We start from the raw sequence: 16,131 nt of genomic DNA, 5'->3' as shown, positions 1-16,131 counted from the left end.
CACTTCTTCTTTACAAGATAAGGCGGGTCTAGGTAAAATAAACTGTCGGGTGCATCAAATAGCTCGATAACCCGCTCTCACGATAAATTTAAGATTGTCGTATCAAGAAGCTTCTGTCTAACACGTCTCATCCTTGATAACAGCTTTTCGGGATTAAACTCTGCCGTTCTTTTTCTTCCAAAGCTAAAAGAAACGTAATCTTTTTTCCCATACATCACACAACGCTGGAGAAATAAAAAGCGTGCGGCTCTTTCAACTTTGGAAAGGCTTTCTGGGTCAATCGCAGCAAGGTCAAAAAACAACTGTCTTGAACAAACAAACCACTCCAATCGTTTGGCTAAATCATCAAAATGGTTTTGAACGCATTGAAACAGATTCGTGATCTCTCCATTCAAATCATTAATCACAGAATATTTTGCTGGTCTTTTATTTAGAAAAATAACACCAGAGCCTAAAAATGGTTCAACATAGGTTTCATGGTCAATATTATTTAAAATCGGTATAATTTTCTTACGCAGATAGTGTTTACCACCCATCCACGCAAACAGCGTTTGTGTAAAACTTTCCTCTTTCATAAGCGAAGTTCATTCCCTCAAGCTTTTGCAAGCCTAATCATTTTTTCATATTTTAAGGATAAATTTAGTGAGACTAATTCTTTGAAAACCACTGCTTTAAATGTGCAATGACATTATCTAACGCATCCATGAGGCGTGCAAAATCAAGGATAAGCAAAAAAAGAAAAAATGCTATCCACTTCATCAAACGAGACATCATTTTCACGCTTTGATAGGTGATGATCATTTCTTGAAGCATTTCTTTTTCCGATTCTGTAAGCTCTGTATGTTTTTCAGCTTTTTTTCTTACCATGTTGCCACCCACACAAGCGTTCTCCTTGCTTATTATGTTTTAAGATCTCTCTTGCTAAGCTCGAACTGATGGTGTCGACATCTTGCTGGCTTAAATAAATAGGTAACCAACCAACACAAGAAGAGATATATTTATTTGTCGTGCAACCAACGAGAGAGAGCAGCACGCACATCAGTATCACTTTTTTTGTTAATTTCATTTTCTACCTCAAGACGGGTTGTTGCTGCTTTTAAGGTTTTTTCTGTTTGCTTTTGCTGTTCAGCCTTTTTTCCAAGAGTGAAAGCTTTGGCTAAAACTATAAAAAAAGCGGCTAAAGCCGCACCTGTTACCATCAAGTTTCTTTTCATCCATAAGATCATAGGCGGTGCTCCTGAAAGCGTTTAGCAACAAAGAAAATGCCAGTACATGCGGCTAAAACCATAATGGCGGCTAAAGCCCATTGGATTGGTCCATTGCCCGCTAAAAACCCACCAAGACCTGAGAAAGAACCAATAATCGGTGCCAATGCTTCTGCTTTGAGAAACCCTGTTGGTTGTTTCGTTTCTACTGTTTGATAATTAGAAGAAACATAAGCCCCTTTCGCCCATAGCCCTGCCTCAGCTACACGCCGGTGTACGAGACCTTGTAAACGTTTGCCTCCCGCTTTGGTCCATTTCTGCAATTCGGTTGGTACCGCTTCATAATCCCCCCGATTAAGCCTTTTAAGCAATGTAGAGTTTTGGAAAGCTGCAATACCCACATTATAACAAAAGGAAACAAGAGCGCCGAACTGCTCGTCGCTTAAATTCACACAAACTGCTTTTTCTACCGCCCTCTCATATTGCCGCAAATCTGCTAAAAGCATGTTTTCAGCTTTTTTTTCTGTAATCACCATACCTTCAACAACTGTTGGTTGACCGGCTTTTTTCGTATGACCATAACCAATCGTCCATATGCCAGAAGCATCTTGATAAGCCTGCAAGCGCAAACCTTCCCACTTTTTTAAACAGTATAAACAGTCTTTACTTATTTTCCGTACCATTGTTCAATTCACCTTATAAATATACTTTTATGAGTACTGCTCCGTCACCACCGTCGCCGCCAATTTTGTCGCCTCCGGATTTCCCATCGAAATATCCCCCGCCGCCGCCGCCAGCTCCATTGCCGCCACGACCACCTCTACCACCTTTGTAACTCTCACCACCCTGCCCCATGATAGAACCCTTACATTTACCGCCACCGCCGCCGCCGCCGCCAAGAAAAGAACTTCCACCAGTACCAGCTCTCTTGCCGTCTATTCCACTCCCTCCACCATTACCACCAGAAAAAATAAAGCTTTCACCACTGCTGCCGTCCCTGTTTCCTCCTCCATCGCCACCTTTCCCTCCAAAGTTAACAAAAATCATGGAGACGGAATATCCTCCTTCTGCAGTAACAAGCCCTTTGATAATTGTTTTACCACCATTGCATAAAATGTTACTGTCATTGCCTTTACCACCACGACCAATGTAAGCTGTTTTTAATTTATCTAAATCAGAACCTTTCATTTTAACATGCACGCATTGACCGCCGCCTCCGCCGCCATCTTTAACACCACCACCTCCACCGCCCCAAGCCCATACTTCGATATCGGTGTCAGCAGTAATACCATCAGGCAATAGAATATCTCCGCTTTCTGTCATCAGAATTTCAACAGGTTTTCTAACCCCGCCATCATTGTTGCCGCCACTACCGCCGCTGCTATTGCTACTATTTGCTTTGATTGAAGCCATCAGTTTGGCTGGTGAAATAAGTGCATCCACTGTTTTTGTGCCATCAATCCAGTCTTGTTTGGCAAGAGGTTGAATGAGATCAACTTTTTTCTGTACACTATGTGCTGTATCTTGCGCTTTATCGGCTGCTGTTTGCGCAATATTTGCCTCAGCTTTTGCACTGTCTCCCGTTTTTTGTGCTGTCTCAGCCGTTTTTTTTGCATCTACTGCATAAGCTTTTGCATCATTTGCTGTTCTTAATGCACTATCTGCAACGTTCTTCGCTTCACTTGCAACATGAATCCCTTGTTGTGCAACATCTTCAACTTTATCAATTTTTGCAATCTGTGCACGTTCTGGAGGAGTTAAGATAAGATGCTTTTTCCCTTCCTTCATATTCTCCATATCAAAGGCATCTTTTTCTATTTTATCTGGATCATAGACTGATTTTGACATACCAAAAGACTTTGAGCCTACAAAATAACGAATGGTATTTTTGAGATCTACCGGAGATATGGGATAATAAACACCTTCATCCCCCATACGCCATTTTTCCATTGTTGGCTGCGTAGCACTCAACCATCGTAACTTTGATCTTTCCTCTGTGGTTAAGATCTTTTTTGTAGGACCCTCGTGCATATTTTCCATAGAAAATGCATTTGCCCCCACATTGTCGGGATCATATGTAGCAGCCTTCATATCGCCAATCCCTAAAGGCGATATTTTTACCCAACCAGCGCCTGATAAAATCGCATTCTCATGCGCTTCACCACTTGCTTCAATATCGTGAATTGTGACCTTATTTTTGTAAGCAAGGGCTCCAATATCTCTCTTTGCAACAGCATCATCAGCCTTTTTTCCTTGAGCAGCAGTTGCAAAATATTCTACCTCATAAGCTGCTGCACTCCCCACTGAAACTGGTGCAAGAGCCTTACTATTTAAAACACCTTCTTTGACTTCTTTCTTTGTTGCTGGTTCAAGCTTAAATATATGTGTGTGATAGGGTAATGGCATCGCGTTTCATTCCTTAATCAGTTCGTTGTCTTGTTGTGTGAAGAGAGGACTGCAATTCATCAATAAGTTGTTGCATGGTCTCGAGACGTTTATCTGTCGCTTCTTTATATTCTGCCAAAGCGCTTAAAAGATCATGCTGTATGTCGCTTTTGACAAGATCAAGCACCTTATTTAATGGTGCATGGACCATTCTATTGCTTGCATAAAAAAGGACGCGGATTTGCTCCGCGTCCGCAATATCATCAATAGCAGACGGATTATTGATCATTTGAAAAACTCACGATTTTATGGCATAAACAACCGGTACATTAACAGGGCGTGTTTCTGCCTCGCCCGTTGAAGAAAGTGTTATCTTGTGCGTATGCACTCCAGCAGGTTGTGTTGTTCCTCCAAGAACGGCATAGTGATAAGAGGGGTTTCTTCTACCAATATCATTGGCACTCCATCCCACTCCATTATACTGAAACTCGTGTGTATGCTGCCCCGCCGATTCAACACTACAAGCATGTGTGTGCGATTTAAGGCAATCTTGCTGTATATCAGCAAATTTTCTACTTCTGTCTAAACCGCGACCATTATCAAAGCCGCGCAAAAACATTCCTCTAAAGTCTGGAACTTTAAAGGTTGTATCGCTGTTTTTTCCCCATTTATCCCCTATCGCCTTGAATAATTGCGGATAATCCTTGCGTTCATAAGTAGCGCCATCACATAAAAGCCAACCGTTTGGCACTTCTTGCATAGCAAAGGTCGCAATAAAACCGCAAGGAAAGGTTTCGACCTTTGGTAGTGGAATGGGGGTAGGGTTTAAAAGATACCAGCCATCAAGACCTTTTGTTGATACGCCATCATTATAGACTATTTCATAAATACCGCCCGTTTGTAACTCACCACCTATCAATGGTACTATCCCCGTGCTGGTGGCTTTATAGAGTGGCTTTTCTCCTATATTATTCATGTTTATTGTTGTCGTACCAATATTTATACCACGCGCCTTAAAGCGGATAATGATATCGTTTTTATATTTCGCTATCGGCGACACCGTCGTCAACGTGATTGATGTTGTTTGTTCCTTTCCATTCACAATAAACTTTGAGTCAAGAGAACCACCATTATCGGCAAGATATTCACGTATACGCTGCATCATGACCCGCGCACTATCATTAACAGAACTAGGTGGCTGCCCTTCTGCCCAATTAATGATACTATCGGAATTGGCATTTTGATCAGCTGTGAGTGACCAGTCATAAATATCAGACATGATAAGCCCCCGTTCTTCTTAATAGCTCTTCGCGCAATTGCTCTTCTTTTTGCCGCCCATAGGAACCAACAGATTGCCGCCTAGAGGGATCAATGAGAGGTGTTAAATCTGTCGGTCCCCCAGTCGATTGTGAGAAACCCGCCATGACTGGTTGCTGTAACATTTGTTGCTGTACCATCTGTGCCTGCTGTTTTTGTCGTTCTCCATTCTCTCTCATTAAATGAAGCAAACCGGAAAAGCCCTTTTTAAGAGCACCTGCATCAATACCTTGTGCTTGTAATGGTGTAGTTTCCATAACCTGTCCTGTTAAATTGTCTCTGCTTTCAGGTGCCATCATTCTGTTTGGGAATGGCGTGTCATATGCCATCAATTGGTTGTCCCCTTGATCACCTTGCCCCACTTGATTACCTTGAATTGTCTTTTGAAGCCTCTCAAACCCACGCAAAGGCCCCACCTCGTTTGGTGCTGCTTGTCCATTGCTTTGGTTTTGCTGTATCGTTCTCTTCAAAGCATCTCCCGTTTTATTATAAAGCCCATAAATATGATTCATAAAATCCCCTGCTGTAGCTTCCATGTTGCCACCGTTGAGTGTGACTGCCTGTCGACCTAAAAGCTGGCTCGCTGGAATATGTGGATTTTTGATAAGTTTTACTGCCCCTGCTGGTCCTTGTTGGTGTGCGAGGTAAAGCTCTGCCTCTGATGGCTCTCTGCCTAATGCTGTGGCTAAATAACGCGTATTATCCTTCGTTAACCGTGCCATAGCATCAGTTGCTTGAAAGGGATCAAACTTGTCATTCAGTTGATAGTGTTTTGCTGTTGAATCGAGAAATTGATACAGCCCCCCTGCACTGCTGTTCTTATTTCTTGCATTTGGATTACCATTACTTTCTATCATAGCAACACGTTCAAGAAAGCTTTCTGGTAAACCATATTTTTGTGCTGCCTGTGAGATAGCACGCTTCACATTAGGATGAAAATTGATCATTAGTTTATAACCGTTCTATCAACGCTGCTATTCAAAATAATGCCAACAAAATTAATGAATTTCGTATAATTTTCTCGTGTTATTAAGCGTTTCTTTTCTGCTTCATGAAATGTCTTAATTAATTCAACAGCTTTTTCTCTTGCTAACCCAAAATCTCCTTTTTCCCGCGCTGTTATAAGCGCTGCAATATCTCTCTCAGTATCTTTATGGACGCTTGAGAATTTGCGTCCAAATTCTCTTGCGAAATTTTTTACAACTGCCTTGATGAAAGCAATCTTTCCTATACCCATAGTCTGTTGTTCCCCCCTCTCTTCCACTTCACCTATATGGTTTGGCAAGCGTGCAAAAAGCTTTGTTCTTTCCACTTCTGGTCGCAACACTTTCATAAGTTGCTTAGCTTTATCTTCACCAAAAATACGCTGTAATTTTTCTTGACCATTTTTTGTGTCAAACAAACTCAAAAGATTGTGGTCAAAATTCTGTGCATTGCCTGCCGCATGTTCTACTTGCGACCGTATACCTTTTTGAAACGCATCTTTTTCCATCAACCCAAAATCCGAAAGTTGACTGTTGATTGTGTCGAGATTAACGCTCTTCTTCAGCGCTTGCTCTCCCTGCTCGAGGGCATCACCAATAGTACGCTCGTCATAATAAATTTTCCGTGCTTTAGCATAATCTGGAGAGGACGTATCCAAAACGTCCAGAATGCGTTGTTTGAACAGAGTCAAATCTCGCGCATATCCTTGTTTTCCTTTGATGCGCGCAGAATTAATTTGATCATCCAAAACCTCTTTCATCTTATGTAAAATTCGCATATTCAGCTTTGGATATCCATTGCTCCCTATAACTGTTGCATCCGCTTCATTTGGCATTTGCGCAATTGCTTTTTTATAGGCTTTTTGGAAGGCAGGAGTTTCTTGCAACCGCGATAAATCTTCACGAACAGCATTAGAAATGGGAGAAGCTTTCGCCCTCTCATAAAATGGTTCAGCCTTTTTCTGTGCTTGTTTGATAATCTCTTGCTTTAAATTAAGCGTATCTACTTTTGGACCCATCACATCTGTCAACGCATTCTTTACCCGCAATGCACTCGCATCTTGCCTTTCATTCAAACGATTACTTATGAGCGAATATGTATCAGAATCTTTTTTTGCTGCCTTAAAAGCTCTTGTGGCAAGCTCATCATGAAGATCAATAATCATTGAATCAGGACCTCGCTGTTTTAATGCCCTTTCAAGTTTATCAACACCTTCATCCCCTAAAGTTTGGCTTACATCCCTAAGCGCTCTATCGCTTATCTGAAATGCTTCTTTTTCTACACCTTGTGTTATTGGTTCAGTTTTACCAAACAATTTTCCAACTGTGTTTTTGAGAGCCGCAGGTGTTTTTTTCACAATAGCAGGCGTTTTTTTTAGTGATCTTGTCGCAAAAGATGTTGCTTTTGATACACCACTGGCAACAAATGGTGTTGCAACGCCTAGCCCTGCACCAAACCCAGCAGACACTAGAGTATCTGCAAGCCCTTCCCCCTCACCACTGCCTGCTATTCCACCATAAATGGCTCCAGTTTTTGCTGCACGCCCCAAGCTAAATTTTGCCGCCTCTTTACTTGCTACTGCTTTCATTGCTGCTTCACCTGCAGCTTTTGCCGCTGCCCGTTCCGCACCCTCTGCTAAAGCAGATTGCACCGCCCTTTCTCCTGCTGCTAAAGCTTTACTGGTTATTTGTGCTCCTGCAACACCAGCTCTACCTCCCAGCACAACATCAGCCCCAATTGCCGCACGAGTAGCAGCAGGAGCGCCAAGACCTGGTATTAGAAAAGGAATTGCAGCGCCCGCTAAATTCCCCGCAAGAGATGCATAAAACTGATCTCGGTTCGCCGCTCTTTGATAATCACGCCATCGCTTTGTTACTTCATTATATTTTTTGACTGCCTTATCTGTTCCATTCCACACTCCCTCCCAAAGTGCTGATGCCAACCCTGCAGCTTCATCATCATAGCCTAGTGTTAACCCATGAAGAGCACCCCATCCAAAAGCACCCGCTGCACTTGGATGTGGACCATCTTCTTCTGTTGCACCATTATTTCCTGTAGTAGCACCACTTAGCCTTTCCTTATTCTTCGCGAAAAGCTCTTGAAGTTGTTCTGGTGTATAGTCACTTATATGCCCAATGACTCTTGTGTTTTTACGATTAATAAGAGGGGGGATTACTTCAGCCATTGGTTTGTTTCTCCTTAATGCGCCCGTCACTATCAACGAACAGCATGCCTTCCGGCAATGCTTCTATCTGTTTTTCTAGTGGATCATTTGACTGTGCATGATTTCCCTTATAAGCATCTTGCCCATAGGCGGCTCGAACGAGCTCGTTTGTTGCTTCTGCACCACCAAAAAGAATTGCGCGCGTTGCTGCATTGGATTTATTGAAAGTGTCAATAACTGTTTTTAAAGATTTCTTCATTTGCTCTGCAGAAAGATCTTGATACAGTGCTGCTACAGAGTTTTGCAATGCTTGCAATTCCATATTAGACAAGTTTCCAAAGCCAGATGCGCCATTTGGTGAAAATGCTTTTGCTTTTCTCAAGGCATCAAGCCCGATACTTGCCTTCAATGAATCGAGCATATGCCCGAAATCTTTTGCCTGAGAATTAGGAAGGAACGACATTATAGAACCCGTGAAACCAACAACATGCGGGTGTTCCTCAACAATTTTTAGCAATTCTTTAGATGACGAGAGTATACGATTTGACCGGTCTGCTGTATCCAGAATTTGCATTTTCACTTGCTGTTCTTTACGCTCCTCCTCTTTCTGTTCTTGAATTAATTTATGTTCTGCACCACTGCCTGCAATTGGCATCGCACGTATACCATGAGGAGCATTTTCATCCTTAATAAGCATATAACCTGCTTCAGGCTTTGACAGCATGTTATCAGTATTTCCCCCTAATCCAGAAGCAGTGGAACGTTGTCCCCCTTGGACAGGTATAATTTTCCCTGTGCTTGTTGAGACTTGGAAAGTCATATCCTCAGGCAATCCTTGCTCTGCCTTTTCTTCTGATGTCAATGTTCTATAGCCTTCTTGAGGGCTTAACGTGTTTCCTATAACTTTCATGGCAAGATCTGGATATTGCACAAGGGCTTGTGCGTCTTTATCACTATATCCTTTAGAGCGTAAAAACTCAAAAATTGGTCTATTTTGAGCGCGTACATTGTTGCCCTGCCGCATAACAAGCGCCGCATTTGAAAAACTTTCTTGCGGTGTTTTTCCTGATGCTAACCCTGCAAAAAAATCCATTAAATGCTCGGAAAATTCTGATTTTCTAAAACGCTCCCATAAGCTACTTGGGTCTGCATCTTTATGGATAAAGTTTCCAACTGCGTTTACATAATCGGTTGCCTGTTCGGGCTTAGCACTTGCTTTTAAATGCTCCTCTTCTGGTAAGTGTGCATTCAAATGTTTTTCTTCTCCTATGGGTGCCTCAAAAAGCTTTTCCTCATTATTTCCAGAATCGTTTTTCAAAGAGTTTTCCGCTACAGATTTCTCATTAAGTTGTGCAATATAATCCATCACATTTTTTTGCTGTCGCCCAGCTTCATCCCCACTAGACTGATCAATGTTCGCAACAAGTGGAGATTGAGAGATCATTGATGCAACGCCTCCCTGCTCTGAGAAGTCATGTTTTTGTTGCTCTGGCGCCTCTTGTATCTTAACAGTATCCTTTGAAACATCCGGCAATGGAGGCATTTGGCGCTTTAAATCATCCGTAGACATAATCAATTCTGCTGGCGTTTTTTTCCCAACTTCTCCTCCTCCTGTTTGAGCACCGCGAATAAGCTCTGTAGGACTCAATTTTTGTGGCGTATCAGCCCCATTGCTCGCATCAAAAGGGTTTGTGCTAAAAGCAGCCCGTTCTATAAAACTAGGCTTGTATCGTCCTTCAAACGGTGTGTTTGAAGGCGTGGAATGTTTTTGAAAAAAATATTTAGGTAACTGAAAAAGACCCTGATGTATTAAAGGACGCAAAACTTTTGGATTCATAAATAGTGATAAAGTATTAAAGCTGTTTTGTTCCATCACTGCACCCTTTCCATTTCAAATCCAAGCTTGCTATAATCCACATGCAAAAAGCCTGTCGTCTTATGCAAAAAAACAGCTTTAGGATTTGTCTTCAAAACATCCTGCGCCATCACCCCGCGATAGCGCTCTGGATAACCTTTGTAGTTGTATTCATAGAGTGTATAGCCATTTCTCTGCCCAGCCTCTCTGATGTTTTCTTTTGCTCTGATGTCACTAAGCCCAGCAAAAGTACCAAGGATAGTTCCAACATTTCCAACAATCTCCCATGGATTAGGTTTTGGCTGTGGAGTCAATGTCGTCATTTGTCCTGTTCGCGTTCCATAATTTCCAGCAACAGCCCCACCAGCTGCAAGCAACTTACTTAACTGGTCCCAATCAAGATTGTTCTGCTGCTCCCATTTTTGCCGCTCTTCATCCAATTGCCGTTGATGATTGGCATCAAGCACACTCCCTCCTGCCAATGCATTGAGATTTGCCTGACCTTGACCTTGAAAGAAGTTATTAGCGCCCGCCAACTGATTTTGATTGGCTTGATCAATCATTCCATTAGCTTGCATCATATTGTTGACATCTTGGTTATATTGCTGTGAGAGAGCTTGTGTTGCTATGCCCCCTAATTCATCAGCCAAAACGCCGGTATGTGCACCAGAACCATAACGTCCAGCACCTGCCAATGAACTATTAATAGAGCTTGTTGCTTTATTTAATGCGTTTTGAAGTGCTTCATTAAAGTAAGGGTTATTGCCTATTTGTTGCCCTGAAGCCATGTTCTTTAAGTTTTGGCTTGTTGAATTTTGCCCTGTGGCTAATCCATTTAAAGTGTTGTTATCATAGTTATGCGTATTATTGCTAAGCCCATTAATCGCATTTTTTGTTTGATCACTTAAACCCGCAACACGCTGCCCGTCATAAACGGCTTTTCCGCTGCCTTGGTTATAAAAAGTCATGGCATCTTGAGCTGCGTGTTCAAAAATACCTTTTGCCCATGCAGGGGGTTCATTTGTTTGCGTCGTGTTTTGGGTATTCTGGATTGGTTTAGAACTTTTTCCCATGTTAAAGCTGCTTTCTATATTCTAAAAGATTAACGAGATATCCATGCGTTTTAAGAGATTTTTCCCACCCTCGCCTGCCTATGATGACAAGCTCTTTTGCCCCTTTTTTCTTGTAATAGGCTTCAATCTGAGTGATAAGCTTTGTTAAGGGTGCTCCTCCCTTTCCACCAAGTGTGACAATAACCGCCCTTAATGCTCCAGTGACGAGTTCCTGTAACTGTGTTGTGACATGCGCCATAAAGTTTTCATGCGCATCAACGATAATCCAAAGAACTTTTTCTCCCTTCAAAATATCGTTTAAAATGGTCTCTGTATTATAATCATCAGGGAATTTTTGATTAAAATAAGCTATCGATTTTATGACATTGTCAAAATAGGGCGCCATTTGTTCAGCGCTCCATTTTTCTGTATTATAGATCTTAAAACTCATCTTATGCCCGCGGGTTTCAGCGTTACATCAAAGCCTGTTATATGTGTCCATGGCGTGCCTTCTGGTATTCTCAGACGCAAAGCGTGATAACGCGCCCGTGAGCGGATATTATACATCCCAATATTATAGCCGGCATAACGCTCTTTAGCCCAATTTAATTGGTTCTTGTTATCAATGATAAAAGCCGCTCCAACACTTAAAAAACCATTTGTGGTATCCGCTTGAACAAAAGCCTCACTCATCAGGTTGATTTGCCTGCCCGTATCCCCCACAATTTGTGAAGCAATAACTGCTTCCATCGGAGGACCTGCAAAAAAACCAAATGTGTTGTCTGGCGTAAAGGCTCCCAAAACAGGCGCACCATTTTGCCACATTTTACTATCAAGAGAAGCTGGTAAATCTTTCAAGCTCTCTTGTACTTCGTCTAAGCCTTCTAATGTATAACCAGCAGCAAAGAGGGGAAATAAGAGAAGGTTCTGCCCCTTAATGACACTCCATATTTGCAAGAGCCAATCATAAACATAAATATGCATACCTTCAGTGTTATCATTGATAGAAAAATAAACACGAGAATAGACCGGATCAATACATGCCCTCATCTCATCAATGGCAAAGTTATTGTAAAGTGTGAAGATGGTTTTATCGACTTTGCCAAAACCAATAGGGAGCATTTCACCAGCACTGTTGATTTGATAAAAACCATCATCAGAGACAAAAAAAGTACAGTCTCCACGGCTTGCAATTGCTGTGCTGCTTTTAGCTCCTATTTTGTCTTTTATTTTTGCAAAACTGAATATAATTTTAGAGCCTGGTACAAAGGTTGCGTGATAAATGGCGGAGCGCATGAAAATAAGCGGATTTGTTGATTCCGTAGACCCTTGAACATATTCTCCATCGGGAAAATCTTGATAATCGCAATTTTTCTCCCCAACCGTCCAATGTGTCGCATCATTCAAACCTGACCACTGAACACGGTTTGGCTTATCTGTTAATTGCATCAAGCAAACAAAATCACCCCACACACGCACAAGTCCAGCACGCGGAGGATTACCGCTCAGATCACAAAACCTTTCATCCGTTTTTAACGAAAGCATTTGTGGTGGATCATTGCTATTAACAGCAATGATATGATCACCAAAGGAGGCAAAAGACCAAAGTGCAGTTTCATTGGCGTGATATTGTGTGTAAGGTTTGCTAATGTCTTTCCAGCCGCGCGTGCTGTTGTCATATTCATAAAGTTTTGTTGGTGCCCCCACAATGATGCGAACACCACCCAATGAGCGCACCGCATAGACCCCCAAAACCACATCCGGAAAAGGATCTGAGACCGGCGCCACAATAGGAAACGGAATATACGAATTTGGTGCAGGTAAAACGTTCACAATCTCACTAGAATAACCACTATTAATAAATGCAACATCTGGTCTATACTCAGCAATAGGAATAAAGGTCATCAGAAATCCGTGTGTTGAATTTTTAACAAATTCTTGCGCCGTGATGTTTCAATTTGTAGCGCATCGAGTTGCTCTTGAAACATGGCAAAAGCTGCCGCTGCCATCTGTGGTTCTTTAATAATATTGGTATAAATTTCATATTTTGCACGCGTTTTGATCAGTTCATAGGCTTCTAAAAACCATATGGACGCTTCTTGTGCACTCTCAATATCTTTTATTCTTATAGGGTCAAGAATAAGCCTGATAGAATAAACTCGCTCTGGTGTTGGATACAATACAAGCTTTTGTTCAAAATAAGCATAGCGTGTCGGCATGCCATGGCTACAATCATCCTCAAGATTCTCAATAACAAGAGGATCTACCTGCAAAAGCTTTGCTTTGCTGTGATTATCTTCATAAACGTAAGCATCAACAATGCGAACAGCCCCTGTTATAGAGGGATGTGCCTCGGCGCCATAACGGCTTTTGCCCTTTAGAGTGGTAAAAACAACTTCGCGGCTTTCATTGAAATAAAAAGGCAATCGTTCACAAAAGCGAATAGCCGAAAATATCGCCCTTTGTACTTGATCAACATACTCATCTGTTTGATCATCTATTTCATCCTGAATATCGTTTAACATCTGGATAAAATTTTTATCCCAAGGAGCAATGGTCTGTTTGTCTCCAATTGGACCACCTGTCTGTACTATTATTGTCATATTACCCTCTTCCAAATGTCTTGCGGCATCTTGTATGGGAGGGGGACGCAAGCAACAAACGCCCCCTTGCCTTTAACGATTTGTATAAAACTCAACAATCACCTCAGCATCACCTTTGGTGCTTTTCTTGTCTCGTGTCATGTAAATCGCATTTTCAGCTTCTAATGGAACATCTCGTTCCTTCATAGGGAGGTACAGATCGCTATTGGAATATTGCGTAAGCCCTATATCTCCATAATCATTACCATGAGGCTCTTTTCCAAATGTAGCTTTTACATCTTCAAAATCCTCCATGGGATAAGCTGTAATACTTTTTATAAAAGCCCCTCGGGGTAGAACGCCAATTTTCGTTATCAACCCTTGGTCCGTACATTTAACACGCGCCCGTAAATAACTAACCTGCTGCGTAGAGTTGTTGCGTCCCTGCAAAACAGGTGGCAATCCCTCATCTGTCATCTCAACAATTTCAATAGGTTCAACAATTTCAATAGGTTCAACAATTTCAATAGGTTCAACGGTTTCAATAGGTTCAACAGTTTCATCAGGTTCCTGTGTAATTAGCGATTTTTCTGCCATAATTGTCATCCTTTAATAATTAGCTTGCTTCAGCAAAAGAAGGGATGACAATGGTACCAAAATCCTGTCCCCCTTGATCAGAATGAGGCAAGGTGTAGCGTGATTTTTTCATGCCGATAATGGTCTTTGCCGCCAAACCAAATTCACGTTGATAATCAAACAATTCTTCAACAAGTTTATAACGTGTACCACCCTTTTTATCATCACCTCCTGTTGCACCATTGCCAATGCGTCCATAAGCCATGATGATACTTTGCGCACCAAGCAAAATAGCACGACGAACAGAGGGAACAGGCTCTTGTGTCTTTGAATTAACACCATTGGGGACATGTTCAGCTTCACGCAAAATAACACCATTATACATCCCTAAAGAACCATTAAAAATTGGGTTCTTAGCTCCAGAGCCATCATAAGCTGCCTTGGTAATGTCTAACCATTGACCACTCTTTGTATTGGTACGCAATTGAGTTACCTGTATTGGGTGGAGATACATCACATATGCCGATTTCCCATCAACACGAACCGGACGCAAACGTGGATTAGCAAGTTTAGCGCGTTCAACAGCCCGATCTATAAGATCTAATGTAAAAACATCATCTTTTGTAAGCTCTTCATCAGTCTTTTTCTTATTCGGACGAATAACACGCAATTTGCTTGGCTCTGATGGCGCGTTAAAACCATAATGCACCGGTTTAAGCGTTATGCTGCGCCCTTCAAAATGCATCCATGGTGCTGTATAGCCTGCAGCCTGAATGAAAAACATCATACTTAAACGGTCTGCATACCAATCAACCAACCCATCTTTTGCTTCCTTACGCAAATTAAAGGGAACACGTTGTTGATCAATAGAGCCTTCATATTTGATGCGCACAGCATGAGTAAGCTCGTTGATGCGCACCTTTTCATTCATAAATTGGAGGGCTTCTTCATTGCCTTCCAGCGTTTGTCCCTCGCTAACGCCATCCCCCATAAGTTGGACTCTTAATCCGCTCGTCACAGAGTCACCAGCGGATTTTCCTAGCACATCCAACACTTGGATAATGCTGTTTTTGCTCTCCCCCATCAGCGGTGTAATAGGCAACGCTTTTGAGGTCTCTGTGTTTAGCATCTTAGCCCAAACGCCAACGGCTAATGGGTCATTGAGCTTTACTTCTGTTACTGCCATTTCAATCAATGCCTTTCTTGGTTTTTAAAACTCGCCTTGCGGCTATCCCAAACGATAAAAATCACTTGGTTCTCTCTGTTGCGTCACCACGCACATCTCACGCTCTGCTCATAATTTGTTCAAATTTTTTGGGATTTTTCTCAACCCATACAGCAAATTCTGCTTCCGGCATGGAAAAAAGCGTTCTCACATCCATACCGCCTGTTGGAACTTGTCCGCCGCGCGCTGTAAGTGTCCGCGCTGCTTGAGAGCGCTCTTGAAGGGCTCCCACTTCGTCCTTAACGGGCGCTCCACTATAGCCAAAAGCTTTCGCTTTTTGCACCAGCACCTCTATTGGGTTTATACCGGCTTTTTGGCATTGTTGGCATATCTGACGCAATTCAACACCAATTTGCTGTTGCCGAGCCATGGGGTCTTTCCATTGTGGATAAAGATCTGCCTGCGCTTGTAGGACACTGTCTGCTCTTTCATAGAGATAATCGGTGATACTGTCTAAATCCGGATATTTATCTTGTACCTGCGCTTTGGCTTCCTCGAAATAATCCCCTAACTTTTGGCGTTCATATTCCTCTTGACTCATGCGCTCTTGGCTCTCTCTTATGCGAGAAAACTCATCAAGTAATTTCTGTTGTTCTTGTACCTTATGACTAAGCCATGCAACATGTGCTTGTGGGTCATCTACTAGGGAGGGAATATTTTCCTCACGGCGGCGCGTGATTTCTTCCTGCATTGCGGCATATTTTTGCGCAAGTTCAATAGCCAATTCACGCGCTTCAATGGCGCTTTGTTCTGCCTTTTGGCGTGCTTGCCGCTCTTGCTCTAGTT

At 42.2% G+C, this 16,131-nt stretch carries 17 protein-coding genes and 1 pseudogene; all 18 read right to left on the bottom strand.

Annotation, left to right across the window (positions count from 1 at the left end; all coding sequences use genetic code 11):
- Positions 1-575, bottom strand: a pseudogene (locus ACFIO3_RS02635) (DNA adenine methylase); the annotation flags it as partial.
- A 73-nt stretch (positions 576-648) separates the two neighbouring features.
- A complete protein-coding gene (locus ACFIO3_RS02630) occupies positions 649-867 on the bottom strand; it encodes a hypothetical protein (RefSeq protein WP_375607328.1) in 219 nt (72 codons plus the stop codon).
- Entirely contained in the window at positions 848-1,066 is a 219-nt protein-coding gene (locus ACFIO3_RS02625) for a hypothetical protein (RefSeq protein ID WP_375607327.1), read from the bottom strand. The genes ACFIO3_RS02630 and ACFIO3_RS02625 overlap by 20 nt, the downstream gene beginning before the upstream one ends.
- A complete protein-coding gene (locus ACFIO3_RS02620; protein WP_375607326.1) occupies positions 999-1,226 on the bottom strand; it encodes a hypothetical protein in 228 nt (75 codons plus the stop codon). The genes ACFIO3_RS02625 and ACFIO3_RS02620 overlap by 68 nt, the downstream gene beginning before the upstream one ends.
- A complete protein-coding gene (locus ACFIO3_RS02615; RefSeq protein ID WP_375607325.1) occupies positions 1,223-1,888 on the bottom strand; it encodes a lysozyme in 666 nt (221 codons plus the stop codon). Before ACFIO3_RS02615 ends, ACFIO3_RS02620 begins: the two co-directional genes overlap by 4 nt.
- A gap of 13 nt (positions 1,889-1,901) precedes the next feature.
- Positions 1,902-3,611 (bottom strand): alanine-zipper protein, encoded by a 1,710-nt coding sequence (locus tag ACFIO3_RS02610; protein ID WP_375607324.1) that lies wholly within the window; start codon positions 3,609-3,611, stop codon positions 1,902-1,904.
- Positions 3,612-3,624: 13 nt separating this feature from the next.
- The gene (locus ACFIO3_RS02605) at positions 3,625-3,879 is read right to left on the bottom strand and encodes a hypothetical protein (protein ID WP_375607323.1); all 255 of its coding nucleotides are present in this window, start codon (positions 3,877-3,879) and stop codon (positions 3,625-3,627) included.
- A gap of 9 nt (positions 3,880-3,888) precedes the next feature.
- A complete protein-coding gene (locus ACFIO3_RS02600; protein WP_375608725.1) occupies positions 3,889-4,869 on the bottom strand; it encodes a tail fiber protein in 981 nt (326 codons plus the stop codon).
- On the bottom strand, positions 4,862-5,854 hold the full coding sequence (locus ACFIO3_RS02595) for a transglycosylase SLT domain-containing protein (RefSeq protein WP_375608726.1): 993 nt from the start codon (positions 5,852-5,854) through the stop codon (positions 4,862-4,864). The genes ACFIO3_RS02600 and ACFIO3_RS02595 overlap by 8 nt, the downstream gene beginning before the upstream one ends.
- Entirely contained in the window at positions 5,854-8,076 is a 2,223-nt protein-coding gene (locus ACFIO3_RS02590; protein WP_375608727.1) for a hypothetical protein, read from the bottom strand. Before ACFIO3_RS02590 ends, ACFIO3_RS02595 begins: the two co-directional genes overlap by 1 nt.
- Positions 8,069-9,928 (bottom strand): hypothetical protein, encoded by a 1,860-nt coding sequence (locus tag ACFIO3_RS02585; protein ID WP_375608728.1) that lies wholly within the window; start codon positions 9,926-9,928, stop codon positions 8,069-8,071. Before ACFIO3_RS02585 ends, ACFIO3_RS02590 begins: the two co-directional genes overlap by 8 nt.
- Positions 9,928-10,983: a tail fiber domain-containing protein gene (locus ACFIO3_RS02580; RefSeq protein WP_375608729.1), complete on the bottom strand. Its 1,056-nt coding sequence runs from the start codon at positions 10,981-10,983 to the stop codon at positions 9,928-9,930. The genes ACFIO3_RS02585 and ACFIO3_RS02580 overlap by 1 nt, the downstream gene beginning before the upstream one ends.
- Position 10,984: 1 nt before the next feature.
- Positions 10,985-11,368: a hypothetical protein gene (locus ACFIO3_RS02575; protein ID WP_375607342.1), complete on the bottom strand. Its 384-nt coding sequence runs from the start codon at positions 11,366-11,368 to the stop codon at positions 10,985-10,987.
- Between the two features lie 41 nt (positions 11,369-11,409).
- Positions 11,410-12,867 carry a hypothetical protein gene (locus tag ACFIO3_RS02570; protein ID WP_375607318.1) on the bottom strand — a complete coding sequence of 486 codons (1,458 nt, stop codon included), beginning with the start codon at positions 12,865-12,867 and terminating at the stop codon, positions 11,410-11,412.
- Positions 12,867-13,565 (bottom strand): hypothetical protein, encoded by a 699-nt coding sequence (locus ACFIO3_RS02565; protein WP_375607317.1) that lies wholly within the window; start codon positions 13,563-13,565, stop codon positions 12,867-12,869. The genes ACFIO3_RS02570 and ACFIO3_RS02565 overlap by 1 nt, the downstream gene beginning before the upstream one ends.
- A gap of 72 nt (positions 13,566-13,637) precedes the next feature.
- Positions 13,638-14,141: a hypothetical protein gene (locus ACFIO3_RS02560; RefSeq protein WP_375607316.1), complete on the bottom strand. Its 504-nt coding sequence runs from the start codon at positions 14,139-14,141 to the stop codon at positions 13,638-13,640.
- A 19-nt stretch (positions 14,142-14,160) separates the two neighbouring features.
- Positions 14,161-15,306, bottom strand: a complete 1,146-nt coding sequence (locus tag ACFIO3_RS02555) for a N4-gp56 family major capsid protein (protein WP_375607315.1) — start codon at positions 15,304-15,306, stop codon at positions 14,161-14,163.
- 97 nt (positions 15,307-15,403) lie between these two features.
- Positions 15,404-16,131 (bottom strand): hypothetical protein (locus ACFIO3_RS02550; protein ID WP_375704080.1); only part of this gene is annotated, 728 nt, incomplete at its 5' end.

It is taken from the genome of Bartonella sp. AD328YNZD (assembly GCF_042196425.1).
The sequence above is the reverse complement of the archived record's forward strand: the minus strand, read 5'-3'. Positions and strand labels throughout refer to the sequence as shown.